At 28.1% G+C, this 25327-nt stretch carries 27 protein-coding genes; 15 read left to right on the top strand and 12 right to left on the bottom strand.

What is annotated here, in order from left to right; all coding sequences use genetic code 11:
* Together BTO18_RS02935 and pheT are read right to left on the bottom strand one after the other, a co-directional pair.
* Positions 1 to 1143: a tetratricopeptide repeat protein gene (locus BTO18_RS02935; protein ID WP_105014791.1), complete on the bottom strand. Its 1143-nt coding sequence runs from the start codon at positions 1141 to 1143 to the stop codon at positions 1 to 3.
* A 9-nt stretch (positions 1144 to 1152) separates the two neighbouring features.
* On the bottom strand, positions 1153 to 3579 hold the full coding sequence (gene pheT, locus BTO18_RS02930) for a phenylalanine--tRNA ligase subunit beta (protein WP_105014790.1): 2427 nt from the start codon (positions 3577 to 3579) through the stop codon (positions 1153 to 1155).
* 109 nt (positions 3580 to 3688) lie between these two features.
* Here pheT and BTO18_RS02925 point away from each other — a divergent pair, with 109 nt between their 5' ends.
* Positions 3689 to 4912 carry a peroxiredoxin family protein gene (locus BTO18_RS02925; RefSeq protein ID WP_105014789.1) on the top strand — a complete coding sequence of 408 codons (1224 nt, stop codon included), beginning with the start codon at positions 3689 to 3691 and terminating at the stop codon, positions 4910 to 4912.
* A 24-nt stretch (positions 4913 to 4936) separates the two neighbouring features.
* Entirely contained in the window at positions 4937 to 6940 is a 2004-nt protein-coding gene (locus tag BTO18_RS02920; RefSeq protein WP_105014788.1) for an LTA synthase family protein, read from the top strand.
* Here the strand turns inward: BTO18_RS02920 and BTO18_RS02915 are convergent.
* The 5 genes from BTO18_RS02915 to BTO18_RS02895 are packed head-to-tail and all read right to left on the bottom strand — an operon-like array spanning position 6929 to position 10946.
* Positions 6929 to 7501 (bottom strand): phosphatase PAP2 family protein, encoded by a 573-nt coding sequence (locus BTO18_RS02915; RefSeq protein WP_105014787.1) that lies wholly within the window; start codon positions 7499 to 7501, stop codon positions 6929 to 6931. The two genes, BTO18_RS02920 and BTO18_RS02915, sit on opposite strands and share 12 nt — an antisense overlap.
* Before the next feature lies 1 nt (position 7502).
* Positions 7503 to 8660: a peptidylprolyl isomerase gene (locus tag BTO18_RS02910; protein ID WP_105014786.1), complete on the bottom strand. Its 1158-nt coding sequence runs from the start codon at positions 8658 to 8660 to the stop codon at positions 7503 to 7505.
* On the bottom strand, positions 8661 to 9389 hold the full coding sequence (locus tag BTO18_RS02905; RefSeq protein ID WP_105014785.1) for an FKBP-type peptidyl-prolyl cis-trans isomerase N-terminal domain-containing protein: 729 nt from the start codon (positions 9387 to 9389) through the stop codon (positions 8661 to 8663).
* Positions 9390 to 9397: 8 nt separating this feature from the next.
* The gene (gene gldI, locus BTO18_RS02900; RefSeq protein ID WP_105014784.1) at positions 9398 to 9928 is read right to left on the bottom strand and encodes a gliding motility-associated peptidyl-prolyl isomerase GldI; all 531 of its coding nucleotides are present in this window, start codon (positions 9926 to 9928) and stop codon (positions 9398 to 9400) included.
* Positions 9918 to 10946: a DHH family phosphoesterase gene (locus BTO18_RS02895; RefSeq protein WP_105014783.1), complete on the bottom strand. Its 1029-nt coding sequence runs from the start codon at positions 10944 to 10946 to the stop codon at positions 9918 to 9920. Before BTO18_RS02895 ends, gldI begins: the two co-directional genes overlap by 11 nt.
* A gap of 99 nt (positions 10947 to 11045) precedes the next feature.
* Between BTO18_RS02895 and BTO18_RS02890 the strand changes: the two genes are divergently transcribed.
* A complete protein-coding gene (locus BTO18_RS02890; RefSeq protein WP_105014782.1) occupies positions 11046 to 11465 on the top strand; it encodes a nucleoside-diphosphate kinase in 420 nt (139 codons plus the stop codon).
* Between the two features lie 91 nt (positions 11466 to 11556).
* On the top strand, positions 11557 to 11934 hold the full coding sequence (locus BTO18_RS02885) for a hypothetical protein (RefSeq protein WP_105014781.1): 378 nt from the start codon (positions 11557 to 11559) through the stop codon (positions 11932 to 11934).
* On the opposite strand, the gene BTO18_RS02880 is transcribed toward BTO18_RS02885, so the two are convergent.
* Positions 11931 to 12227: a DciA family protein gene (locus BTO18_RS02880; RefSeq protein ID WP_105014780.1), complete on the bottom strand. Its 297-nt coding sequence runs from the start codon at positions 12225 to 12227 to the stop codon at positions 11931 to 11933. The genes BTO18_RS02885 and BTO18_RS02880 overlap by 4 nt on opposite strands.
* Positions 12228 to 12297: 70 nt before the next feature.
* Positions 12298 to 13377 (bottom strand): DNA replication/repair protein RecF, encoded by a 1080-nt coding sequence (gene recF, locus BTO18_RS02875; protein ID WP_105014779.1) that lies wholly within the window; start codon positions 13375 to 13377, stop codon positions 12298 to 12300.
* Between the two features lie 113 nt (positions 13378 to 13490).
* On the opposite strand from recF, the gene BTO18_RS02870 reads away from it, so the two are divergent.
* The 8 genes from BTO18_RS02870 (at position 13491) to BTO18_RS02835 (ending at position 20862) form a co-directional block, all read left to right on the top strand.
* Positions 13491 to 14261, top strand: coding sequence for a tetratricopeptide repeat protein (locus BTO18_RS02870; protein WP_105014778.1), 771 nt, complete (start codon positions 13491 to 13493; stop codon positions 14259 to 14261).
* Between the two features lie 69 nt (positions 14262 to 14330).
* Positions 14331 to 14837, top strand: coding sequence for a 6,7-dimethyl-8-ribityllumazine synthase (ribH, locus tag BTO18_RS02865; protein WP_105014777.1), 507 nt, complete (start codon positions 14331 to 14333; stop codon positions 14835 to 14837).
* Between the two features lie 140 nt (positions 14838 to 14977).
* Positions 14978 to 15250 (top strand): riboflavin synthase subunit beta, encoded by a 273-nt coding sequence (locus BTO18_RS02860; protein ID WP_105014776.1) that lies wholly within the window; start codon positions 14978 to 14980, stop codon positions 15248 to 15250.
* A gap of 3 nt (positions 15251 to 15253) precedes the next feature.
* A complete protein-coding gene (gene mutL / locus BTO18_RS02855; protein ID WP_105014775.1) occupies positions 15254 to 17065 on the top strand; it encodes a DNA mismatch repair endonuclease MutL in 1812 nt (603 codons plus the stop codon).
* Positions 17066 to 17067: 2 nt separating this feature from the next.
* Entirely contained in the window at positions 17068 to 17793 is a 726-nt protein-coding gene (locus tag BTO18_RS02850) for a rhomboid family intramembrane serine protease (protein WP_105014774.1), read from the top strand.
* On the top strand, positions 17793 to 18644 hold the full coding sequence (locus BTO18_RS02845) for a rhomboid family protein (protein WP_105014773.1): 852 nt from the start codon (positions 17793 to 17795) through the stop codon (positions 18642 to 18644). The genes BTO18_RS02850 and BTO18_RS02845 overlap by 1 nt, the downstream gene beginning before the upstream one ends.
* Before the next feature lie 22 nt (positions 18645 to 18666).
* The gene (locus BTO18_RS02840; RefSeq protein ID WP_105014772.1) at positions 18667 to 19683 is read left to right on the top strand and encodes an endonuclease/exonuclease/phosphatase family protein; all 1017 of its coding nucleotides are present in this window, start codon (positions 18667 to 18669) and stop codon (positions 19681 to 19683) included.
* Between the two features lie 33 nt (positions 19684 to 19716).
* Positions 19717 to 20862 carry a geranylgeranyl reductase family protein gene (locus BTO18_RS02835; protein WP_105014771.1) on the top strand — a complete coding sequence of 382 codons (1146 nt, stop codon included), beginning with the start codon at positions 19717 to 19719 and terminating at the stop codon, positions 20860 to 20862.
* On the opposite strand, the gene BTO18_RS02830 is transcribed toward BTO18_RS02835, so the two are convergent.
* From BTO18_RS02830 to BTO18_RS02820, 3 genes are read right to left on the bottom strand one after another with little or no spacing between them, the layout of a single operon-like run.
* Complete coding sequence (locus BTO18_RS02830) at positions 20843 to 21376, bottom strand: DUF4442 domain-containing protein (protein WP_105017480.1); 534 nt, start codon at positions 21374 to 21376, stop codon at positions 20843 to 20845. The two genes, BTO18_RS02835 and BTO18_RS02830, sit on opposite strands and share 20 nt — an antisense overlap.
* Positions 21377 to 21379: 3 nt before the next feature.
* Positions 21380 to 21697 (bottom strand): antibiotic biosynthesis monooxygenase family protein, encoded by a 318-nt coding sequence (locus BTO18_RS02825; RefSeq protein WP_105014770.1) that lies wholly within the window; start codon positions 21695 to 21697, stop codon positions 21380 to 21382.
* Entirely contained in the window at positions 21694 to 22188 is a 495-nt protein-coding gene (locus BTO18_RS02820) for a GNAT family N-acetyltransferase (protein ID WP_105014769.1), read from the bottom strand. Before BTO18_RS02820 ends, BTO18_RS02825 begins: the two co-directional genes overlap by 4 nt.
* 128 nt (positions 22189 to 22316) lie before the next feature.
* Here BTO18_RS02820 and mtaB point away from each other — a divergent pair, with 128 nt between their 5' ends.
* The 3 genes from mtaB to BTO18_RS02805 are packed head-to-tail and all read left to right on the top strand — an operon-like array spanning position 22317 to position 25316.
* Positions 22317 to 23654, top strand: coding sequence for a tRNA (N(6)-L-threonylcarbamoyladenosine(37)-C(2))-methylthiotransferase MtaB (gene mtaB / locus BTO18_RS02815; RefSeq protein ID WP_105014768.1), 1338 nt, complete (start codon positions 22317 to 22319; stop codon positions 23652 to 23654).
* Between the two features lie 53 nt (positions 23655 to 23707).
* On the top strand, positions 23708 to 24367 hold the full coding sequence (locus BTO18_RS02810) for an alpha/beta hydrolase family protein (protein WP_105014767.1): 660 nt from the start codon (positions 23708 to 23710) through the stop codon (positions 24365 to 24367).
* A 46-nt stretch (positions 24368 to 24413) separates the two neighbouring features.
* A complete protein-coding gene (locus BTO18_RS02805) occupies positions 24414 to 25316 on the top strand; it encodes a lytic transglycosylase domain-containing protein (protein WP_105014766.1) in 903 nt (300 codons plus the stop codon).
* Positions 25317 to 25327: the final 11 nt, after the last annotated feature.

Raw genomic sequence — 25327 nt, 5'->3', positions numbered from 1 at the left:
TTATTTTTTTGAAGCCCAATTTCTATATTCTTTAGTTTTTATAAAATCTGGAGAAGCATTTTTCATATTTAATTTTAATTCATTTTTATCCATTTTAAAATCTGTTATATACAAATCTAAAATTTCTAATGCCTTTTTGTATTGTTTTCTTTCTATATATATACCTAAAGCACTATCATAAGCATCAAAAAATTCTGGATATTCAAGATTCATAATTGCAAATTTACCAAGTGCATTATCATAATCTTTTTTAAAGTAGTAAATATTACCTCTTAAAAAGTTTAAAAAGGGGTCACCTCCTAAAAGTTCTTCTAATTTATCAATATAAATCAAACATTTATCAAACTCTTTTCTTAAAATTAAACCGTCTAAAGATATTAAATACAAACTAGGGTCATTTGGAAATCTTTCTTCATAATCTTTAATAGACTCTTTATACAACTCTTCTGTTAAGTTTGAACAAATTAATAAATTAACTAATTTAAATGATTTATTTTGTCTAGAATTATAGCTAACAGTTTGGTATAATTTATGAGCCTTTTTAAATTGACCTTTTATATTAAGACTTTTAATTTTATTAAGTTTATTAAAATCTTTAAATAAAGTAGTTCCAACTAAATCCTTACTTAAAAGATTTGATTTCTGTAAAAGGTTTTTATAATGTGCTCTATAAGTATCACTTAAATTTTCACCAGACATATAAATATACATATCTATAATTTTTGGTTCTCCATTTATCATTTTTACAAGAAAATCATGATAATTTAACCCACCTCCATAATGTCTAAAAAGCAAATGAAAATCTTTATTTTCATCTTGGTAAGTTCTAACTAAATTATAAGAACTGCCTTCACTTTTTTGTTGTACAAGCATTTCTCCAAAATTGTAGTTTCTAGAAAATGAGGCGAAAAAACCTGCGTTAAATTCATGAATTCTTTTTTTTGTAGACTTCATTAAAAATAAATTCATAAAAGTCTTTATATCATATAATTTATTAATTTCTTTAATATCTGCTTTTTCAACTTTATTCTCTAACCTTAACCCTAAATTTTCTACCTGATTTATGCTTAATACAGGTATTTCTTTTTCTTTTTTACAAGAAACACTTAAAAGTATTATTAATAAAAAGAAGATTCTTTTCATAACTTTATTCTATCTTAAAACAGCATCAAGATTTTTCTCAAAAGTTTGCTGTAACTTCTGCATTATTTTATCTATCTGTTTATCTTCTAGCGTTTTAGTTTCGTCTTGCAATAAAAAACTCACAGCATACGATTTTTTACCTTCTGGCAAATTATCACCTTCATAAACATCAAATAAATCTACTTCTTTCAATAATTTTCTTTCTGATTGAAATGCCAAGTTATATATCTCTTTAAAAGCTTTAGAGCTATCTAACAATAAAGCCAAATCTCTTTTTACTGAAGGAAACTTTGGTAAGTCAGAAATTTTAATCTTTTTATTACTCGATAATTTTAATAGATTCTGCCAATTAAAATCAGCAAATAAAACCTCCTGTTTAATTCCGAATTCTTTTAATATAGAACGCTTAACAACACCTAAATCGACCAACTTAATCTTGCCTAAACTTAAACTAATTCCTTCAGCATAAATATCATTTTTCGTAGGTGATGTTTTAATATTACCAATTCCTAATCTTGACAAAAGTGTAGTTACAATCCCTTTAAAATAAAAGAAATCTGATTTTTCTGAAGCAACAGCCCAACTATCTTTTGCTCTATTACCGGTTACAAAAAGCGTTAAATGTTTCTCTTCTTGATACTTATCATTATATTTATGATATGTTTTACCAAACTCATAAAACTTCAAAGAATTATTCTTCCTATTTAGATTGTAAGCAACTGATTCTAAACCACTAAACAATAAAGATTGACGCATTTCACTTAAATCTCCACTTAAAGGATTTAACATAGCTACATTAGCCTCTTCATTTAAGTTTTCAGAAAATTTTATATAATCTGGTTTTGTTAATGAATTTGCCATAGTTTCATTAAAGCCTAAATTTGATAGTTGATTGGCAATAATATTCTCAACTTTGGTAGCTAAATTAGTGTCGAAAGTTATGGAAGTATTTAGTTTGTATGAAAACTCTATATTATTGTAGCCATATACACGTAAAATTTCTTCAATAATATCTGCTTCTCTTTGCACATCTGTTCTGTAAGAAGGTATTGTTAAGCCCAAACCTCCTTCAGTTTCGCTATTAATTTTAATTTCTAACGAAGCTAAAATGTTTTTTATAGTTTCCTTTGGTATTTCTTGTCCTATTAATCTATATGCGTTGTCATAAGAAAGAAATACTTGAAAATCATCCATTTTAATAGGATAAAAATCTGAAATATCAGAAGCTAATTTACCATCTGCATATTCTTCTATTAATAAAGCTGCTCTTTTTAGAGCATATTCGGTTGTATTAATGTCAATTCCTCTTTCAAAACGAAAAGAAGCATCTGTATTTAAACCATGTCGTTTCGCTGTTTTTCTAATAGAAACAGGATTAAAATACGCACTTTCTAAAAATATTGAAGTTGTATTTTCTGTGACACCAGATTTTAATCCACCAAAAACACCACCAATACAAAGTGGGTTACTATCTGCATCACATATCATTATATCTTCTGCAGATAAGGTTCTTTCAACCTCATCTAAAGTGGTAAATTTTGTACCTTCTTTAAGTGTTTTAACTTTAATTTTATTTCCTTTTACTTTTTGAGCATCAAAAGCATGCAAAGGTTGCCCTAATTCATGCAATACGTAGTTGGTAATATCAACAATATTATTTTTAGGTGTTAACCCAATAGCTTTTAGTCTATTTTTAATCCATTCAGGAGAATCTTTTACAGTAATATCTGTAATTGTAATTCCACAATAACGTGGCACAAGCTCTTTATCATCCACCTCAACATCAAAACGTAAGGTTCTTTCATCTACATGAAAATCGCTCACTGATGGAGAAATTAATTCTTTCTTTATATCTTGTTGTATTAAACCCGCTCTTAAATCTCTTGCTACTCCATAATGGCTCATAGCATCAGATCTATTAGGGGTTAACCCAATTTCAAATACTTGATCTGTCTCTATTTTAAAAACATCAGCAGCAGGTGTACCAACTTTTTCTTGTTTACTCAACACCATAATTCCATCATGACTTTTACCAAGACCTAATTCGTCTTCAGCGCAAATCATTCCAAAACTCTCTTCACCTCTTATTTTACTTTTCTTTATTTTAAATGCTTTTCCTTCATCATCGTATAAAGTTGTACCAACAGTAGCAACAGGTACTTTTTGACCAGCTGCCACATTTGGTGCCCCACAAACAATTTGAACTGGGTTTTCGTCTCCTAAATCTACAGTGGTTACCTTTAACCTATCTGCATTAGGGTGTTGCTTGCAAGTAAGCACTTTACCTACTACAACTCCTTTTAAACTTCCCTTTACAGATTCTAAAGTTTCTATACCTTCAACCTCTAAACCTAGGTCAGTAAGTAACTCACCAGTTTTAGTAGCATCCCAATCAATTTGTAAAAATTGTTGCAACCAATTGTATGATATTTTCATGCTAAATTTTTTGAATTTTACGTGGCTAAATTAATTATTTTTAAGGATTATATTACATATTGATGTAAGTATTTTATTGTAAATTTACCATTAAACTAACAATGTAAAAATGCGATTTTTAGTACTGATATTCAGTGTTTTACTATTCATTTCTTGCGGAAAAGAAAAGATATTGACATTACAAAAAGGCAATTATAGAGCTGTTTTAGAAGTAAAAGATAATCAAAAATTACCATTTATTTTTAAAGTAGAAAATGATTCTTTACTGACTATTTTTAATGCTGATGAAAAAATTATAGTTGATGAAATTAGCTATTTTAATGATTCTATCAAAATTCAAACTCCTGTTTTTGAGGGATATATCATTGCAAAAATCAAAGAATCTGGAAATTTAGAAGGTTTTTTTATTAAGCCAAGTTTAGATAGAGTTGTTGATTTTAGAGCAACTCCACAAACTAAAAATAGATTTAATAATACTACAAATAAAAGTACCACAAACATATCTGGAAGTTGGCAAACTGTATTTAGCCAAAATACTGATAGTAGTTATATTGCTAAAGGAATTTTTAATCAAAGAAACCAAAAAGTAACTGGTACTTTTAGAACCACAACTGGCGATTACAGGTATTTAGAAGGTATTGTAGATGGTGATTCTTTAAAATTATCTACTTTTGATGGTGCTCACGCTTTTTTATTTAAAGCCAAAATAACAGATACTACTATGAATGGGTTTTTCTATTCTGGTAATCACTGGAAAGAACCTTTTACTGCTAAATTGAATAATAATTATCAATTACCAAAAGAAGAAAACTTAACTTATATAAAAGAAGGATATAATCGATTTTCTTTTTCGTTTCCTGATACAAAAGGTAGAGTTATTTCTTTAAATGATGCTGAATTTGACAATAAAGTAGTTGTTGTGCAAATTATGGGAACTTGGTGTCCTAACTGTTTAGATGAAAGTAAATTTTTAGTCAATTACTTAAAAAACCACAACAATAAAAAAATAAAAGTTGTTGCTTTGGCTTTTGAAGTTGCGAAAACTAGAGCTGTTGCTTACCAGAGAATAAATCGTTTAAAAAAGAGGATTGGAGTGAACTACCCTATTCTATTAGCACAATATGGCAATGCAGCTGATAAAACACTTGCTCAAAGAAAATTGCCAATGCTTAATCATGTTATTTCTTACCCAACCACTATTTTTATTGATAAAAATAGAAAAGTAAGAAAAATACATACTGGCTTTAATGGCCCTGCAACTGGAGAAGAATATGAGATTTTCAAAAAAGAATTTGAGAGTTTTGTTGATGAATTAGTAAACGAAAAAGAATAATATCTTTGCCAAAAATTTATAAAATTGAATAAAATACCAAATTATATTAAACACATTACTAGTTTATTTTTATTAGTTGTTCTTTTTAATGTTGTTTTTAGGTTGATTTTTTATTTCTTTTTAGTTGATTTATCTAATGCAAGTACATCAGAAATACAAAAAGCATTTTTGCTAGGAATTCGTTTTGATTTTAAGTTAGCATCAATCGCTATTTTTCCTTTGGCTTTATTAATTCTCATTGTAAATCAGAAGTTTTATAAAAGAACCATTTATAAAAAAATTTGCACTTTATACAGTATTACCATTGCTATTGTTTTATCTATATTTTATTTGATGGATTTTGGGTATTATGATTATTTATCAATACGATTGGATGCAGCTTCTCTTCGTTTTTTAGAAGATTTAAAAATATCTAGTCAGGTATTATTTGAGAGTTACCCTGTATTTAAAGGGCTTTTGGGGCTTTTACTTTTTGCCTTTTTGGTTTATAAACTCTCAAGCTATTTATATCGAAAATTTAAACAAAACAATAATTTATATTATTCAAAAAAGAAAAAGGCGTTTTATTTTACAGGCACTTTTTTAATATTAGCTTTTAGTATTTACAATAGTTTTACGCATTATCCTTTAAGATGGAGTGAGGCTTTTTTCTCTAAAAATAATACTGTAAATCAATTTGCATTAAACCCAGTTTTATATTTCTTTGACAGTTTTGCTTTTAGAAGTGAAGCTGTAAATATGGATGAATTCAATAAGTACTATTCTGTTATTGCTAAAGATTTAAACCTACCAAAAGATAAAGTTTCTTTCGAAAGAAAAGTCACTTTTCCTGACTCTCTTAAAACCCAACCCAATGTAGTTATTGTAATGCTAGAATCTGTGGGTGTTAAGCCTTTGAGTTATTATGGAAATCCTATTAATAGTTCACCAAAAATGGATTCTTTGATTCCTAAAAGCTTGAGTTTTACCAACTTTTATGTACATAAATCTGGGACAGCTGCCAGCGTTTTTGCTAGTGTTACTGGTTTACCAGATATCGATGATGTAAATACAGCTTCTAGAAACCCAATGATAATTGATCAACGAATTTTATTCGATCAATTTAAGGGTTATAAAAAACTGTACTTTTTAGGTGGAAGTGCAAATTGGGCAAACATAAGAGGTATTTTTCAAGCGAATATAAATGGGTTACAAATTTTTGAAGAAGGGAGTTATGAAACCGAAAACAGAGCTGATGTTTGGGGAATAGATGATTATGAATTGTTTAAAGAAACTGATAAAGAGCTTAAAAAACTTCATATAAAAAAGAAACCTTTTGTAGCTTATATTCAAACTGCTTCTAATCACATTCCTTTTACTGTACCAAATAAAAAAGAAAGTTATCAACCTTTACAGGATAATGAAATTTCTAACAAATTATTACAAAAATCTGGTTTCAAATCTATAGAACAGTTAAATGCATTACGTTATTTAGATTTTAATGTAGGTCGTTTTTTAGAAAGAGCTAAATCTTCAGGTTATTATGATAACACTGTTTTTGTATTTTTTGGCGATCATAATACTATGATGAATAGAAGTGAAAACTATACTAACGAACACGATTTAAACATAAATCTACAACATGTTCCGTTTTTTATTCATGCTCCAAAATATGTGAAACCAAATGAGGTTAAGAGAAATGGAAAGTTAATTGATCTATTTCCTACTGTTATGAGTTTGATAAAAATGAACTACACCAATTACACTTTAGGTAGAGATTTATTAGACACTACAAACTATATAAACCATAGTTCTTTTGTCTATTTAAAAATGAAAGGTGAACCAACTGTTGGATTATTACAAGATAGTTTGTATTATTCTAAAACTAATATATCAAAAACAAAAGGTTTGTATAATTTAAATGCAAATGAACTTAAAGATTTAAAAGATAAGTATCCTTTAAAAGCACAACAAATGGATAGTCTATTGGCTGCTTATTATCATGCTACAAAGTATTTATACTTTAACAATAAAAAGTCAAGTAAATAGTTTTTTATCTACTTTTTGTACAAGTGCATAATAGAGGTTTGCTAAAGTAATCCCTGTTAAAACACCCACAAAAATATCCAAAGGAAAATGAACACCTAAATACAATCTACTGTAAGCAAACAAAAGTGGAAATAACAGTAAAAAATAAGTGTTCTTAAATGTATTTCTTAATAAAAGTACTACATAAACAGCAAAAAAGGTAGATGTAGTTGCATGCCCAGAGATGAAGCTTTTACTTTGAGGATTTGTAAACTCTCTTAAAGATAATCTTAAACGCTCCATAACATCTGGATCATTATTTGGTCTTAATCTACCAATTGTGTCTTTAATTAAATTTACGAATTGATCAGAAAAAGCAACTAATAGTATTAAAGATAGAATCATAAAGCCTCCACGTTTCCAACCAAATGCTTTAATGACCAAATAGAAAACAAAAAGGAACAATGGAGTCCAATAAAACTGATTGGTAATAACCAACCAAAAAGAATCCCATTGTTCACTTCCTAGATTGTTTAAGAATATTAATAATTCTTTGTCTTTTTGTATAAGGCTTTCGAACAAATTATTTACCTATTTCTAAAATTTCTATTTCAAACATTAAATCTGATTTAGCTGGAAAAGGGCCATATTTATCAGGACCAAAACCAATGGAATAAGGTATAAACAATCTTGCTTTCTCCCCAACTCTCATTTTTGATACACCTTCTTTAAAACCTGTAATCATAGGTCGTTGAGCATCATTTAACTGAAATACAAAAGGTTGACCACTATCTCTCGTAGATTGTATTTTCTTCCCATCTGCTGTATATAATGTAAAATGAGATTTTACAGGTTTACTGTCAATAACCTTTTTACCAGAAGGATTTTCTGTAAGCTTTAAAATACTTAAACCAGTATCATATTTTTTAGCTTTCGGTTTACCCATTTTCTCATAAAAAGATTCTCTTTCTGTTAAATATTTAGAATATCTGGCTTCTTCAACTTTTTTCTCTTGAGCTTTTCTGTTCTTTTGGCTTTCATAATATTTATCAAACTCTTTGTCAAAAACCTCTCCTTCTTCAAAAGCATCAGCTTTTTCTCCTACTCTAATGATTTTAATAGTATGAATAGTATCTAATTGTTTAATATTATTAACAACTTGCATACGTAAAGAATCTATTGCCATTTCTAACTGAATAGAATCTTTTATACTTTTTTGTAATGAAGATAGTTGCTCTGAATTTACAATCGTTTTACCAAAAACTGTATGTTTTTCATCTAAATGTGGTATGTCTCTATGTGTGATAAAAAACTGACTTCTATTGGAATTTGGCCCACCATTTGCCATAGATAATATACCTGCATCATCATGCTTATATAGCAGATTACCATTTGAATTCTTTGGAAATTCATCACCAAATCTATAACCAGCTGTACCTTTACCTGTTTCTGTTGGGTCACCTGCTTGGATTATAAAATTATCTACAACTCTATGAAAACGAATACCATTATAAAATTGCTCACCTTTTATCGAATCAGCAGCTTTATTGTGAGTACCTTCTGCTAAAGCTACAAAATTAGCAACAGTCAAAGGAGTATCTTCAAAATATAATTCAAGGAGAATATCTCCTTTATTTGTTTGAATCTCTGCATACAAACCGTCTTTTAAGTTTTGATATTTTTTTGATGTACAACCAAAAACTAAAACAGTAAGTAGTAAGAGATATATTTTTTTAGTCATTTATTTTTTTAATATCTCAAGTAATTCAATTTCAAAAATTAAAGCAGAAAATGGCTTTATTAATTGTCCTCTCTCTTGCACGCCATAAGCCAACTCTTGAGGAATAAATACTCTATATTTAGAACCTACTTTCATTAAAGATAATGCTTCATTAAACCCTTTTATAAAGATATTTGCATTAGATTCATAAGGTTTGTTTTTATCAACTGTACTGTCAAAGACTTTACCACTAATATTTGTTCCATGGTAATGAATTTTAACTTTGCTTGTTGGGTTAGGAGTATCTCCTTTACCTTCTTTAAGTACTATGTATTGTAAACCACTATCCGTAGTAATTACCCCTTTTTTGCTTTTATTAGCAGCTAGAAAGTCTTCACCTGCTTTTTTATTATCAGCATATTTTACAAGTGCTTCTTTTTCTCTTTTTTCTTTTTGAGCTTTCATTTGCTCTTGTCTCTTTTTGTTAAAATAAGGAGTCAAAACTTTCTGAATATCTTTTTCTACAATTAAAAAGTTTGATGAATCTAAACTATTTATTATCCCCTGCAATAAAACCTCTTTTTTAACTTCTTTAAAATTATTTCTTAAAGACATTCCCATATTGAGGCCAACTGCATAACTCACAGAATCTATCTCGCTTTCTAAAGAATTTACTTTTTTCATTCCATTATTACATGAGCTTAAACTCATAACAATTGCTACAACTACTAAAACTTTTAGTATTCTCATTTTTGTTTTTATTTAATATTTATTAATGTTACTGTACTCTTTATAGTTTCGTTAATTCCTATTCGTTCTTGGTCTCCAACAATTCCAAAAGCATTATAAGATGGAAATACAAATGTAATGGTTTCTCCTATTTTCATCAACTTTATTCCTTTTTGTAAACCTGTAATTAAATCTTCTTTATCTACTTTATAGCTTTTTACGCCTAATTCTTCTTTACCATAAATTATTGAATCTCTTAAATCTTTAATATTATATTCAAAAACAACATCATCTCCAACATTTGGAGTTGGCTGCTCTTCATTAACTTTTTTAATATATTTATACCAAAATCCACTTGATGATTGAATATATTCTGACAACGAATCGTTTTTAATAAAAGCTAAAATTCTAGCCTCTTCAATCTTATTTAGCTTTTTAGATTCCTCGATTGCTTGTTTGTAAATTGTAGTAGAGGGTTTGGGGTTAACAGGTCTTCTAGGTTCAATATTTGCGCAACCTATCATCAAAAATAATAAAAATATTACAAGACTATTCTTCATAAGAATTTTCTAAATCAGATTTATATGTTGATAATAATGATGTAAATTTAGTCACTGTCTTTGCCATATTTAAATCAGATTTACCACCTGCTGCATTATCATGTCCTCCTCCAAAAAAATGATTTCTGGCAAATTTATTCACAGAAAATTGACCCTTTGATCTAAAAGAAATCTTTATAATACCTTGCTCTTTATCTTCTATAAAAATAGCTGCAAAAATAATTCCTTTTAAAGATAATGCATAATTAACAACACCTTCAGTATCACCTTTTTTATAATCAAAACGGTTTTTTTCTGCATCTGTTAGTGTAATATATGCAGTTTTGTAAGATGGTATTATCTGTAAATTACTTAAAGCTTGTCCTAATAATAGCAACCTATTGTAAGAATTTGCATCATAAATATTGTTATGAATTCTATCATTTTCAGCACCTTTGTCAATTAAATCTGCAATAATTCTATGTGTGGTACTTGTGGTTGATCTAAAACGAAAAGAGCCTGTATCTGTCATTATACCTGTGTATAAACAGGTTGCAATATTAGCATCAATCAATTCTAAATCGTTATTCATCTCAATAAATTGATACACCATTTGGCAAGTAGAGCAAATGCTGGTATCAGAATACATATATTTTACATCATCTGGTTGTTGATGATGATCTATCATAGCAAAGTCATTTGGATATTTTTCTAATGTATTTTGCATATCTGATCCTACCCTATGTAGAGCATTAAAATCTAGTAAGAAAATAATATCAGAATTATTAATGGCTCTTTGAGATTGATTGTTTTGCCAATCAAATCGATACGTAGTTTCAGAACCTGGTAACCAATGTAAAAAATCAGGATATTCATTAGGCACAACAACATTGCACTTGTGTCCGTTTTTTTCTAAATAGAACTTTAAACCTAAAGTAGCACCCATAGCATCTCCATCAGGATTTCTGTGCCCTACAATAACAATATTTTTAGGTTTCTCTAAAAAGTGTTTTAATTCGTCAAATCCTTTTAAAATCATAAGTGGCGAATATACAATTTAATTAAAAAAATTGTGTAATTTCGCGCCGAATTTGTGATAGATTTCACATCTTAATTTAGAAATATAAAAGTCAAAATAATGGCAACAAATAGAACATTTACAATGATTAAACCTGATGCTGTAGAAAACGGACATACAGGTGCAATTCTAGAAAAAATTAATGCTGCTGGTTTTAGAATCGTAGCATTAAAGAAAACTCAAATGACAAAAACTGATGCTGAAACTTTTTATGCTGTGCATAGTGAGCGTCCTTTTTTTGGGGAATTGGTAACATTTATGACTCGTGGACCAATCGTAGCTGCAATTTTAGAAAAAGATAACGCAGTCGAAGATTTTAGAACTTTAATTGGTGCTACAAACCCTGCTGATGCTGCAGAAGGAACTATTAGAAAATTATATGCAACTTCTATGGGAGAGAATGCAGTGCATGGCTCTGATTCTGACGAAAATGCTACAATTGAAGGAAACTTCCATTTTTCTGGTAGAGAACAATTTTAAATTCTGAAAATATTTCAGTGTAAATATATTTAGTGTAAAACTCGTAGAGAAATCTACGAGTTTTTTAATTTAGATTATAAATAACTTAATCATGAACTATTTAGAAGAACCTTATATAAAACTTCTCTTTTTAATATTACCAGCAATATTTTTTGTTTTAAAATTTTTCTTAATTCCAATATTAGAAAATTTAAAATTTAAAAGAAGTTTGATTGGTAAATCAGTTACTTTAAACATATTTGTTAAAGACAGCAACAAAACTCATGTAGTTAAAGGTAAAATTAAAGAGATTATTGATGATAATTATATAATTTTAAAGAGAAAAAATCATCCAAATTTTAGGTTTAACTATTTATTATCTAAATTCAAATTTGCAATATATGACAATTGTGATACTGATTTTTATATTGATTTATTAATTTTAGAAGATGATTATTTTGATATGAATAGTGGTTTTAAGAAAGTTTAAACCAACATTAATTTAGAAATCACCTCACTTCCCAATTCTTCATTCATCATTTTAATGATTTTGTCTTTTCCATAGCTTAATTCTTCACGTAAAACAGAAGATTTTAATTGTACAACTAAAGTTTTATTTTGTAATCTAACAGAAGTTGTATGTGTAGCGACTCCAGGTCCCATCATTTTAGCCCAAGTTTCTTCTACCTTAATTTTTTGCATCCCTTTACTTAAATTGTTTTCTTTAATAAAGGTTTTCATTAAATCTTGAATTGAAAAAGAATCGTTTTCTCTTTTAGCCATAGTTTTAGATTATAGGATTAATAAGTTTTCATATTTTTTATAATTTTACTGTAATCAAACACTTAAACTATTACAATTTAAAAATCTGATAAGCCTTATCACTTTGTCTTAAAATATTTTCTGTTCGTTCTGAATGTGTATCAGTAATAAAAATCTGCCCAAAATCATCATCATTCACTAAATCAATAATTTGTAACACTCTATTTTCATCTAATTTATCAAAAATATCATCTAATAACAAAATAGGTGTAACATTAGATTGTTGTTTTATAAAGTCAAATTGAGCTAATTTTAAAGCGATTAAATACGATTTTTGCTGTCCTTGAGAACCAAACTTTTTAATTGGGTATTCGCCTATTTCGAAATTTAAATCGTCTTTATGAATTCCAGTGGATGTGTATTGTAAAATCTTATCTTTATCTAGAGATTTCTGTAATAAATTTGACATAGAAAAATCGTGTAATTGACTCTTATACTTTAAATTAACTTGTTCTTTATCTCCGGAAATCACTTTATACTTTTCATTAAAAATAGGAATAAATTCTTCTAGAAAATTCTTTCTAACATCATAGATTTTGTTCCCATAAATCTCTAACTGCTCATCATAAACATTTAAATTTAAAGCATCAAAAGTTCTATTAGCTGCAAAATATTTTAACAAAGCATTTCTTTGGCTTAATACTTTATTGTAAGCAATTAAATCTTTTAAGTAGTTCTTATTTTGTTGCGATATAACTCCATCTATAAATTTTCTTCTTGTATCACTGCCTTCTGTAACCAAATCTCTATCAGCAGGAGAAATTATTACCAATGGAAAAGAACCAATATGCTCTGAAAATTTATCATACTTCTTTTCATTTCTTTTCAATATTTTCTTTTGTCCTTTTTTTAAACTACAAACAATTTTCTCATTTCTATTATTGAGAAGATAATCACCTTCTATCATAAAAAAACTTTCTCCATGTTTTATATTCTGAATTGCTACAGAATTAAAATAACTTTTAGCAAAAGACAAATAATAAATAGCATCTAAAACATTGGTTTTTCCTATGCCATTATTACCAACAAAGCAGTTTATTTTCTCCTGAAAATCAAAAGTTTGTGATGCTATGTTCTTAAAATTAACTAGTGATATTTTCTGTAAATGCATCTTTAGAAATAAGTATTGAAAACGATTTGCAAATTATTGAAATTTTGCGAAATAACTGTTTTTAAAATCCAATTAAAAAAACTATTTTTGTCGCCACTAATTTTTAAGGAAATATGGCAACATACAAGAAGAGAGGATATAAACCAAAAAATAATAAAGGAGAACAACAGGTTCAAGAAATGGAAAGTACTACAGCTGAAGTATTTGATACTTTAGACGAAACTGCTTCTAAATCTGAACAATGGATTGAGAAAAATAGCAAACCTTTATTTTTTACTTTAGTAGGTATTGTAGTAATATTTTTAGCTTTTTTAGCCTATAATAAATACGTAGTCGAGCCAAATGAACTTGAAGCTTCTAATGAATTGGCTTTTCCTAGAAAATATTTTGATGAAGCTGCAACTGCAGGTTCTGGTATAGATTCTTTACTGACTCTTGGTTTAGAGGGTGCAGATGGTAATTATGGGTTTTTAGATATTGCTGAATCTTACAGTGGAACTGATGCTGGTAATTTGGCAAACTATTATGCAGGAGTTTCTTATTTACAGATGAAAGAATATGACAAAGCAATTGAATTTTTGAGTAAATTCGATTCTGATGATGAAATGTTAGGTCCTGTTTCTCTAGGTGCTATTGGTGATGCTTTTTCTGATATAAACCAGCAAGAAGATGCTTTAGAGTATTATGAAAAAGCTGCAAATAAAAAAAGTAATGATTTTACAACTCCTTTATTTTTATTTAAAGCCGGTCAAACTGCTATGTTATTAAAAGATTATAATAAATCAGAAAAATTCTTTATTAGAATTAAAGATAATTATTCAAAGTCTGACCAAGGTAGAGATATAGAAAAATTTATAAATGCTGCAAAATATGCTGCGAACTAGGTTTTAGCTAGTAGGTTTTTGGAATTAGTAAAACCTTACGACTAAAGCTAATTACTAAAAAACTAACAAATGGCTACAACCAATTTATCATATTACGATAAAGCAACAATCCCAAATGCGAAGTCTTTTCGATTTGGGATTGTTGTTTCAGAATGGAATCCTGAAATTACAAAAAACCTACATAAAGGTGCAATAGATACTTTACTAGATTGTGGTGCAATAAAAGAGAACATTATTTCTTGGGATGTACCTGGGAGTTTTGAGTTAGTTTATGGTTGCAAAAAAATGATTCAATCAGAAAAATTGGATGCTATTATTGCTATTGGAAACGTAATACAGGGAGAAACCAAACATTTCGATTTTGTATGTGAAGGTGTTACACAAGGTATAATAGATTTGAATGTAAAATATGATGTACCTGTAATTTTCTGTGTGTTAACAGATAATACCAAACAACAGTCTATAGATAGATCTGGAGGAAAACTCGGTAACAAAGGTATAGAATGTGCTGTGGCTGCAGTAAAAATGGCTGCTATTAAAAATCTACACAGAATTTCTGATAGTATTGGTTTTTAAATAGCTTACTATTTCTATTTTAAGAATACTTTTAACATCATTTCTTGAAGTATTCCTTTTAATTCTTTAAATTTGATATTGTAATTTTTGGTACAATAATTGAATTTATTTTTACTTATTTACCAATTATTTTCAAAACCATGGGATTTTTAAAACGTACAAATAAAAAATTTGAATATCAACCTCGTTATTATAAAGGAGAAGGAAACCCTTTTAAAATAGAACATAAATTAGATAAATTTAGAACTACTGCTGGAAAAAATAAAGGTTTAAAATCTAAATTTACAGATGCAGTTAACGAATTAAAGGACTCTGATAAAGGCTTAAATAAAACCATAGTCTACATTGTTATGATTCTACTTTTTATTTTCTTGTACATTATCGATTTCGATTTATCAATCTTCTTTCAATAAATAATGTCAGACATCATTCAGCTTTTACCAGACCACGTGGCAAACCAAATTGCTGCAGGAGAAGTAGTACAAAGACCTGCTTCTGTTGTAAAAGAATTGTTAGAAAACGCAATCGATGCTGGTGCTACAAACATAAAGTTACTTTTAAAAGATGCTGGCAAAACACTTATTCAAGTAATTGATGATGGCAAAGGCATGAGTGTTACAGATGCTAGAATGTGTTTTGAACGTCATGCAACTTCAAAAATACAGAAAGCTGAAGATTTATTTAACTTAAATACAAAAGGATTTAGAGGTGAAGCTTTAGCTTCTATTGCTGCTATTGCTCATGTAGAACTAAAAACAAAAATTGATACTGAAGAATTAGGTACTTCAATTAAAATTGAAGGCAGTAAAATAATTACGCAAGATTTTATAAATACTGCTAAAGGAACAAGTTTAGCGGTTAAAAATTTGTTTTATAATATTCCTGCTCGTAGAAATTTTTTAAAGTCAGATACTGTTGAAACAAGACATATTATAGATGAGTTTCAAAGAGTAGCTCTAGCTCACTCAAATATTACTTTTTTATTACATCACAACAATAATGAGGTTTATCACTTAAAAAGTAGCAATTTAAGAAAACGAATTGTAGCTATTTTTGGTACTAAAATGAATGAAAAATTAGTGCCAATTAATGAGCAAACTGACATTATTGTTATTGAAGGTTTTGTTGCTAAACCAGAATTTGCAAAACGAAAAAGAGGTGAGCAGTTCTTTTTTGTGAACAATCGATTTATAAAAAGTTCATACTTAAATCATGCAGTAGTTAATGCTTTTGATGGGTTGTTAGAACAAGGCACACATCCCTCCTATTTTTTGTATTTAACTGTGCCTGCAAATACGATTGATATTAATATTCATCCTACAAAAACAGAAATAAAGTTTGATAATGAAAAGGCTTTATATGCTATTTTAAGAGCTACTGTTAAACACAGTTTAGGGCAATATAATGTTGCACCTGTACTTGATTTTAATAGAGATGCAAATTTAGATACTCCTTATCATATTCAAAAAAATGTTGCTAAAACTACTGTACCAACCATCAGTGTAGATCCAAATTTTAATCCTTTTAAAGAGGATAATCAAAAAACGCATCATTATAAGAAAGAGCATCAAACTCAAAGTTGGGAATCTTTATATACAGATATTTCTATTGCTGATATAGAAAATAAACAAGAAGATTTATTCAATAATCAGCAAGAGATTTCAACACAAAAAACTTTTCAAATTCAGCGAAAATACATCATGAGTTTAATTAAATCTGGAGTAGTTTTAATTAATCAATCTTTGGCACATCAACGAATTTTGTATGAAGAGTTTTTAGAGAGCATTACTGTAAAAGAAGCGAATAGTCAACAATTATTATTTCCTGTAAAAATATCGTTTTCATCACAAGAAATCGAAATGATTTACACGATTAAAACCGAGCTTGAAAATGCAGGCTTTTCATTTGATGAATTTACTAAAGATAGTGTTACCATAAAAGGGATTCCTGTTTCTGTAACCGAAAGTAAAATCACTATAATTTTAGAAGAATTATTAAATGATATTGATTTAGAAGTACCTGATGCTAGTTTTAGTCATTTTGATGTGATGGCTAAATCTTTTGCAAAAACATTATCTATAAAAACGGGCACACAGCTTTCTGAAAAAGAACAAGAAAGTTTGGTAAACGATTTGTTTTCTTGCAAAGAACCAGCAGTATCTCCTTTTGGAAAACAAACTTTTAAAACATTAACATTACAAGAAATTGATAATCTATTTAATAGCTAAATATGAATAGACTTACAGATACCATAAAGCACTTAATAATTATAAATGTAATTTTTTTTATTGCGCCACAATTATTGAAATTAGATTTTACAAATATTTTGGCGTTACATTTTCCTGAAAATGAACATTTTGGATTTTGGCAATACCTAACTCATATTTTTATGCATGGGAGTTTTGGACATATTTTATTTAATATGTATGGTTTATGGGCATTTGGTACACCTTTAGAACAAATGTGGGGAAAAAAGAAGTTTTTATTTTTCTATTTTTCTGCGGGTTTAGGTGCTGGTTTAATTTATACTTTGGTTAACTATTATCAGTTTAATGGAATATATGAACAATTGATACAGCTAGGAATATCATCATCTGAAATTCAAAATATTTTAGAAATAGGTAGTTATGATGAAAATAGAATAGCTGTCTCTAATGATAATATGATCAAGTTTTACAACCTTTATCATACACCAGCAGTTGGTGCTTCTGGAGCTATTTATGGAATTTTAGTTGCCTTTGGTTTGTATTTTAAAGATGCAAAATTGGCATTAATCTTTTTCCCTGTTCCAATTGCAGCAAAATATTTTATTCCTGTGATGATTTTAGGAGATTTATTTTTTGGAATGACTAAATATTCAATTGGTAATATAGCCCATTTTGCACATATTGGTGGTGCTTTAATTGGCTTTTTAATTGCTTGGTATTGGAAAAAAAATCAATTTAAAACAAACTAATGAGTATTATAGAAGATATAAAACGAAGATATATTACTGGTAATATTGTAGAAAAACTGATTTTAATTAATGTAGGAGTTTTTATTTTAACACTTTTAATAACAGTTTTTTCTGGTTTATATAAAGGTGAAACCAATTTTATATCAGAATGGTTTGCTCTTGATGTAGATACTAATAGTTTATTAAAAAAACCATGGTCTATAATTTCTTACGGATTTTTACACGCTGGTTTTTTGCATATATTATTCAATTGTATTGCATTATATTTTTTGGGTAATTTATTTATTCAATATTTTACTCAAAAACAACTTTTAAATTTTTATTTATTAGGTACTTTTTTTGGGGGAGTATTATATTTATTTAGTCAAAATTACTTCCCTCTTTTTGAGGGAAGAAGTTCATATTTATTAGGTGCATCTGCTGGAGTATCTGCTATTTTTGTTGGTATTGCAACACATATACCTAATTATCAAGTAAGATTTCCTTTGATTGGTTTTATTAAATTGTGGCATATTGCTGCATTTTGGGTAGGAATATGGTTTTTAGGTTTAATTGGTTTAAATGCAGGTGGTAATTTTGCACATTTGGGTGGTGCTTTATTTGGTTATTTATATATAAGTAAAGCAAGTAATAAAGAAATTACTCTTTTTGATGGTATTGCAAATCTTTTTAAAAAGAAAGAAAAACCTTTAAAAACTGTTCATAAATCAAAGAAAAGAACAGCGACTAAAGCTAAAAAGACTGATATAAATCAACAAGAAATTGACAAAATATTAGATAAAATAAGTAAATCTGGTTATGATACACTAACCAAAGCCGAAAAAGAATTCTTGTTTAAACAAGGAAAATAACAAAGAAAAAGAAGTCCCCAACTTGAAGAATTTATCATTTGTAAATAAAATTGTTTTTGTAATCAATTCGTTGGTAGCAACTTATATGTTGTTATCTTTTATGTTGCCACATATTTCTCCAAAATCATATCCTATTTTTGCTATTTTAAGTTTATTTGCTCCAATATTACTTTTAGTTAACATCTTTTTTATTTTGTATTGGTTAATAACGTTAAAAAAACAATTCTTATTATCAACAACAATACTTATAATTGGTTGGTTTGTGGCAAGTCCTTTTTATAAATTTAGTAAAAAAGACAATCCACAGGATACTGATTTAAGTATAATGAGCTATAATGTACGTATGTTTAATCAATGGGGATGGATTGATGAGAAAGACATTTCAAAAAAAATAATCGATTTTACAACCAAGATAAACCCAGATGTATTACTCTTTCAAGAATACTATAATTTAGAACATTATAAATTTAATTATCCTCATAAATATATCAAATCAAAAAAGAGTAATCAAAAATTAGCATTAGCTATTTACTCTAAATATCCTATAGTAAACAAAGGTTCTTTTAATTTTGAGAATACTTCTAACAATATTATTTATGCTGATGTTCTAAAAGATAATGACACCATTCGAATCTATAATTTACATTTAGAATCATTACAATTAAATACTGATAAAGAAAATTTTGGTGAAGAAAATTCAGAAAAATTGATAGCCAGATTAAAAGATCGATTTCAAAAACAAGCTGATCAAACTACCAGTTTACTAGAGCATGAAAAAAAGTGGGAAGGAAAAAAAATAATTGCTGGTGATTTTAACAATACTGCCTATTCTTGGGTGTATAAGCAAATTTCAGAAAATAAGAAAGATGCATTCATAGAGGCAGGAAATGGTTTTGGTAAAACGTATAATTACCTTTTTCCTATGAGGATAGATTTTATTTTTACAGATACAAATGCTACCATTAATAGCTTTACAAGACACAAGGTAAAATTTTCTGACCACTTCCCTATTCAATCACACATAAATTGGCAAGAATAAGTATATTCGCAACAACAATTTTTTGTAAAATCTATGAAACATTTTGATGTTGCTATTGTTGGAAGTGGACCTTCAGGTGCTTCAACTGCTTTTTATTTGGGTGAAAAAGGAATTTCTACTGTAATTATTGAAAAGGAAACTTTGCCTAGATATAAAACTTGTGGTGGTGGTTTTGTAAATAGGGGAAAAAAAGATATGCCTTTTTCTATTAATGAAGTGGTTGAACGTGAGTTTTATACAGTAGATACTTACTTTAATAATAACAATGAAATTTGTTATACATCAAAAAAAGATACACCAATAATTACAATGATTATGCGTGATGCATTTGATAATTTGATTGTTGAAAAAGCGAAAGAGTTAGGTGTTACATTGCTAGAAAATCATAAATTATTAAGTATTGAACATCAAAATGATATATCAATTTTAAAGACATCACAAGGAGAAATTTCAACAAAATTTGTAATTGCTGCTGATGGGGTTTTAAGCCCAACTGCTAAAATGTCTGGTTGGAAAAATGATACTCGAAAACTGATACCTGCATTAGAATACGAAGTCGAAGTTTCTAATGAAGATTTTGAGCGTTTGTCAAAAAAAGTTCGTTTTGATATTGATGCAGTTCCTTATGGTTATGCATGGAGTTTCCCCAAAAAAAATCATTTGTCATTAGGTGTTTTAACCACTAAAAAAGGAAAAATCAACCTAAAAGAATATTATAGAAAATACTTGCAAACATTAGGTATTAAAAAAATTATAAAAGAAGATGCACATGGTTTTCAAATTCCATTAGCTCCAAGAACTGATGGTTTTGTAAAAAATAATGTATTCTTAATTGGTGATGCTGCTGGTTTCGCAGAACCGATTACTGCTGAAGGTATTTCTAATGCTATTTTAAGCGGTAAATACGTTGCTGAATCTTTGATTGAAAGCAATTTAGATAGAAATTTAACAGAACAAAAATATATAGAAAAATTAAATATTAAACTGCTTCCTGAACTTAATTCTGCTCAAAAATTGTCTAAATTTTTCTATCATAATAATCCTATAAGGAACTATTTATTAAATAAATATGGACAGTATTTCAATAATATTATGGTTGATATTTTGCATGGAGATAGACCTTTTCCAACAAATGTTTCTGAAAAATTAAAAACAAAGGTTAAAGAGAAGATTTTTTAGCAAGTTTTTGTTTTAACTTCTGCTTATAATATTCTTTATTAGCAATATAAATCGTTTTTGATACTTCAGCAAAAACTACTGTTTTGTCTTTATTGGTAATTTTGAGTTGTTTTATCAAACCAATTTCTTTGCTTGCTAAAATATCTTTTTTTAATTGTTCAATTTCATCCTTTGTAAAAATAAACTCTACGTAACAAGTTTCTTTAGCTGGCCTTTTAAATTTAATTGATGCTGCTTTGTCCCAAACAACATAAGAGTTATCTAAAATATTTATTAGTTGAACCATAAAAATTGGATCTGTTGCAGAAAGCATACTTCCTCCAAAAATTGAGCCTACATAATTACTGTTTTTATACGATAATTTTATTTTTACTTTAACTGTTAATAAATCATCAGAAACATAATACAATTTCCCTGTAGACCTTCTGTACATTGGTGAATAGTTGAACCCATACTTATAAATAGTACTCTTGCTCACAAATTTTTCTAAAACCTTCTGAATTTTTGCGTACATCAATTAGTTTTTAAATCCATATTCACGCTCTACTTTGCAAATACGTAATTGATATTGTTTATACCACTTTTCTCTTCCTAAATTTCTAGCTTCTGTATGCTCTACATTATTTTTCCAAGCTACAATATCGTCCAAAGTTTGCCAATAAGAAACTGTAATACCTATTTCATTTCTGGTAGATTCTATGCCTAAATATCCTTTTTGTATACCTGCTAATTCTTCCATTCTTTGAGCTGTTTCTTGATAACCATCTAAATTATCATTAGTAATAGTTGTAAAAATTACAGCATAATAAGTTGGTTCTAAATTATCTACAATCATAATTTTAAAATATATTTTGTTTCTTGTTGATGCTCATCATTAATAAATGAATCAACTTTTATAAAATTCAATTTCTCTAAAATTTTTGCTGATGCAATATTTTTATCAACTACATAACCAACTATTTTAGAGAATCCCATTTTTTTACAATAGTTAATTAATCCTTTACAGATTTCAAAACCATAATCATTTCCCCAATATTTTTCTAAAAATCGATACCCAATTTCATCATCATTATCATCTTTTACTAAAGCTACTGTACCTATAAATTCCTTATCTTGTTTTCTTTCGATAGCATAAATCCAAAAATCATTATTTTTTTTCTGATATTTTTCTACCAATAATTTTAATTCTTTTTCATGTCCTTGTAAAGTTTTTATTTCTCCATCTGCAAACTGCATCACTTTTGGGTTACTTTGCATTTTATGAAAAGGAAGTAAGTCCTTCAAAATGAGTTTTCTAACCTGTAATCTTTCTGTTTCAAAAATCATGAATAATGTTGTATTTTTGCAAGGGCAAAATAGTATTTTAATAAGCCTAAAGTTTTTGTCAAAACTTAAAAAAACTAAAACAAGCTAATCAAATTATAAAACCTCGATTATCGAGTAAATGTAAAGGAATGATTGCAGATAAAAAAGTAGCTTTTTACACATTAGGTTGCAAATTAAACTTCTCTGAAACTTCAACAATTGCCAGAAACTTTGTTAATGAAGGTTTTAATCGTGTTGATTTTGAAGATGTTGCTGATGTATACGTAATAAATACCTGTTCTGTTACCGATAATGCAGACAAGCGTTTTAAAACTATTGTAAAAAAAGCATTGCAAAAAAACGAAGAAGCTTTTTTAATTGCTGTGGGCTGTTATGCACAGCTAAAACCAGAAGAACTAGCGGCTGTTGATGGTGTAGATTTGGTATTAGGTGCCACAGAAAAATTTAATGTTACTAGTTATATTAACGACTTAACTAAAAATGATGTAGGCGAAGTACATTCTTGTGAAATTGTTGATGCAGATTTTTATGTAGGTTCTTATTCTATTGGTGATAGAACTCGTGCATTTTTAAAAGTACAAGATGGTTGCGATTATAAATGTACCTATTGTACTATCCCTTTAGCTCGTGGAATTTCTAGAAGTGATACTTTAGAGAATGTATTGAATAATGCTAAAGAAATATCATCTAAAGACATTAAAGAAATTGTTTTAACAGGTGTAAATATTGGTGATTATGGGAAAGGTGAATTTGGCAATAAAAAACATGAGCATACTTTTTTAGAATTGGTAAAAGAATTAAATAAAGTAGATGGAATTCATCGATTACGAATATCATCTATAGAACCTAATTTATTAAAAGATGAAACGATTGACTTTGTTTCTAAATCTAATTCTTTTGTACCTCATTTTCATATTCCTTTGCAATCTGGTAGTGATGAGTTACTCAAAAAAATGAAGCGTAGATATTTACGTAAAACCTACACAGATAGAGTTGCAAAAATTAAAGAAGTGATGCCCAATGCTTGTATTGGTGTGGATGCTATTGTTGGTTTTCCTGGAGAAACTAATGAACTCTTTTTAGAAACTTACAACTACTTGAATGAATTAGATATTTCTTATCTACACGTTTTCACTTACTCTGAAAGACCAAACACAGAGGCAGTTGAAATGGATGGGATTGTGCCTAAAAAAGTACGTGCAAAACGTAGTAAAATGTTGCGTGGCTTATCAGCTAAAAAAAGACGTGCTTTTTATGAAAGTCAACTAGGTAATACACTTACTGTTTTGTTTGAAAACGAAAATAAACAAGGTTATATTCATGGTTTTACAGAAAATTATGTTAAAGTTAAAACCACATGGCATCCAAATTACGTAAATACTTTACATACTATTACACTTACTAAAATTGATGATGATGGTATTGTACGATTTGAATTTGCTAACAAAGATGCTATTGCTAGTTAAAATGGCATCATAATTGTAAATTGAGTTTATAAATTACACAATATTAAAATTTAATGTCAAAAATACATATATACTGCATGCCAGGCTTGGCTGCTGGTCCAGAGATTTTCCACAAGTTAAACCTTGATAAAAATCTATACGAATTACATTATTTAGAATGGAAAAAACCTTTGGCTTTAGAAGAATCTATTGCTAACTATGCAATGAGAATGACTGATGATATTCAACATAATAATCCAGTATTAATAGGAGTTTCCTTTGGTGGAATTATGGTACAGGAAATGAGTAAATTTGTAGATACTAAAAAAATTATAATTGTATCTAGTGTCAAATCTACAAATGAGTTACCAAAAAGATTTAAAATAGCCAGTAAGAGTAAAATATATAGGTTGTTTCCAACAACTATCATTAGTAATTTTGAAGATTATGCTCGATTTTTTGTTGGTAAAACACTAGAAAAAAAAGCTGAAATTTATAAGAAATACCTATCAGTTAGAGGTAAATCATACTTAAAATGGTCAATTAAAAACGCAGTTAATTGGAATCAATCGAAGCCTATTGATGGTATAGTTCATATTCATGGTACAAAAGATCAAGTTTTTCCTATCAATCATATTAAAAATGCAATTAAAATTGATGGCGGAAACCATGCAATAATCATAACAAAAGCTAGAGAAATTTCTAAAATTATTCACGAAAGTTTAACTTGCTAGAGAATATTGTATTAGTTACTTTTATAGTATAAAAAATTGAACTATTATGAATAAATCATTACGTATAATTTCACTTTTAAGCATTGTTACCCTTACAATTTTGTTTTTTAATGGAACAAACAGAGATAATGTTGAATCTGTAGTAAATACGCATAAAAACTATAAAATAAAAGCTTTAAAATTACCTTCTAATTTAAATTTGGCTGGAGAAAGAGTACCCATAGAACAATCTGATATTAGAGAAAGAATGGATAGAGAATTGTTAGTAAATACTTACTGGCAGTCTAATGGTTTACTATTATTGAAAAGAGCAAATAAGTACTTTCCAATATTAGAACCTTTATTAAAAAAGCATGGTTTACCTGATGATTTTAAATTTTTAGCTCTTGCAGAAAGTGGTTTTATTGATGAAACCTCTACAGTTGGTGCAGCAGGTATGTGGCATTTTATGAAAAAAACAGGTAAAGAATTTGGTTTAGAAATTAATAAAAATGTTGATGAACGTTACAACATTGAAAAATCTACTAAAGTAGCTGCAGAATATTTAAAAAAATCTAAAGAACGTTTTGGTTCTTGGACATTGGCTGCTGCTGCTTATAACGCAGGGAATTATGGCATTGCAAAAAGGTTAGAAGCACAACATGTTACTAATTATTACGATGCACTTTTGCCTGATGAAACTGAAAGGTATATTTTTAGAATATTAGCTCTCAAAGAAGTAATTAACAATCCTGAAAAGTATGGTTTTGTTTTTGAAAAAGATGACTTATATACTTTACAAAAAACAACTACAATTAAAGTAGATACAGCAATAACAAATATTACTTCTTTTGCCAAAAGATTTGGGATGACTTACAAGGAATTCAAAATTCATAATCCTTGGTTAAGAGAGAATAAACTGAATAATAAAAGTAGAAAGCTTTACGAAGTTAAAATTCCTGTAGAATAAATAAGAAATTA

The organism is Polaribacter porphyrae, from assembly GCF_002954685.1.
Classification (GTDB): Bacteria; Bacteroidota; Bacteroidia; order Flavobacteriales; family Flavobacteriaceae; genus Polaribacter; species Polaribacter porphyrae.
The sequence above is the reverse complement of the archived record's forward strand: the minus strand, read 5'-3'. Positions and strand labels throughout refer to the sequence as shown.

Coding starts and splice junctions, on each gene's coding strand:
- BTO18_RS02905 (WP_105014785.1), bottom strand. CDS start 9,389: ATGAGAATACTAAAAGTTTTAGTAGTTGTAGCAATTGTTATGAGTTTA.
- BTO18_RS02830 (WP_105017480.1), bottom strand. CDS start 21,376: ATGTACGCAAAAATTCAGAAGGTTTTAGAAAAATTTGTGAGCAAGAGT.
- mtaB (WP_105014768.1), top strand. CDS start 22,317: ATGATTGCAGATAAAAAAGTAGCTTTTTACACATTAGGTTGCAAATTA.
- BTO18_RS02885 (WP_105014781.1), top strand. CDS start 11,557: ATGAACTATTTAGAAGAACCTTATATAAAACTTCTCTTTTTAATATTA.
- BTO18_RS02850 (WP_105014774.1), top strand. CDS start 17,068: ATGAATAGACTTACAGATACCATAAAGCACTTAATAATTATAAATGTA.
- BTO18_RS02895 (WP_105014783.1), bottom strand. CDS start 10,946: ATGATTTTAAAAGGATTTGACGAATTAAAACACTTTTTAGAGAAACCT.
- BTO18_RS02910 (WP_105014786.1), bottom strand. CDS start 8,660: ATGACTAAAAAAATATATCTCTTACTACTTACTGTTTTAGTTTTTGGT.
- BTO18_RS02810 (WP_105014767.1), top strand. CDS start 23,708: ATGTCAAAAATACATATATACTGCATGCCAGGCTTGGCTGCTGGTCCA.
- BTO18_RS02860 (WP_105014776.1), top strand. CDS start 14,978: ATGGGATTTTTAAAACGTACAAATAAAAAATTTGAATATCAACCTCGT.
- BTO18_RS02820 (WP_105014769.1), bottom strand. CDS start 22,188: ATGATTTTTGAAACAGAAAGATTACAGGTTAGAAAACTCATTTTGAAG.
- BTO18_RS02925 (WP_105014789.1), top strand. CDS start 3,689: ATGCGATTTTTAGTACTGATATTCAGTGTTTTACTATTCATTTCTTGC.
- mutL (WP_105014775.1), top strand. CDS start 15,254: ATGTCAGACATCATTCAGCTTTTACCAGACCACGTGGCAAACCAAATT.
- BTO18_RS02845 (WP_105014773.1), top strand. CDS start 17,793: ATGAGTATTATAGAAGATATAAAACGAAGATATATTACTGGTAATATT.
- recF (WP_105014779.1), bottom strand. CDS start 13,377: ATGCATTTACAGAAAATATCACTAGTTAATTTTAAGAACATAGCATCA.
- gldI (WP_105014784.1), bottom strand. CDS start 9,928: ATGAAGAATAGTCTTGTAATATTTTTATTATTTTTGATGATAGGTTGC.
- BTO18_RS02825 (WP_105014770.1), bottom strand. CDS start 21,697: ATGATTGTAGATAATTTAGAACCAACTTATTATGCTGTAATTTTTACA.
- BTO18_RS02805 (WP_105014766.1), top strand. CDS start 24,414: ATGAATAAATCATTACGTATAATTTCACTTTTAAGCATTGTTACCCTT.
- BTO18_RS02890 (WP_105014782.1), top strand. CDS start 11,046: ATGGCAACAAATAGAACATTTACAATGATTAAACCTGATGCTGTAGAA.
- BTO18_RS02880 (WP_105014780.1), bottom strand. CDS start 12,227: ATGGCTAAAAGAGAAAACGATTCTTTTTCAATTCAAGATTTAATGAAA.
- pheT (WP_105014790.1), bottom strand. CDS start 3,579: ATGAAAATATCATACAATTGGTTGCAACAATTTTTACAAATTGATTGG.
- BTO18_RS02935 (WP_105014791.1), bottom strand. CDS start 1,143: ATGAAAAGAATCTTCTTTTTATTAATAATACTTTTAAGTGTTTCTTGT.
- ribH (WP_105014777.1), top strand. CDS start 14,331: ATGGCTACAACCAATTTATCATATTACGATAAAGCAACAATCCCAAAT.
- BTO18_RS02870 (WP_105014778.1), top strand. CDS start 13,491: ATGGCAACATACAAGAAGAGAGGATATAAACCAAAAAATAATAAAGGA.
- BTO18_RS02835 (WP_105014771.1), top strand. CDS start 19,717: ATGAAACATTTTGATGTTGCTATTGTTGGAAGTGGACCTTCAGGTGCT.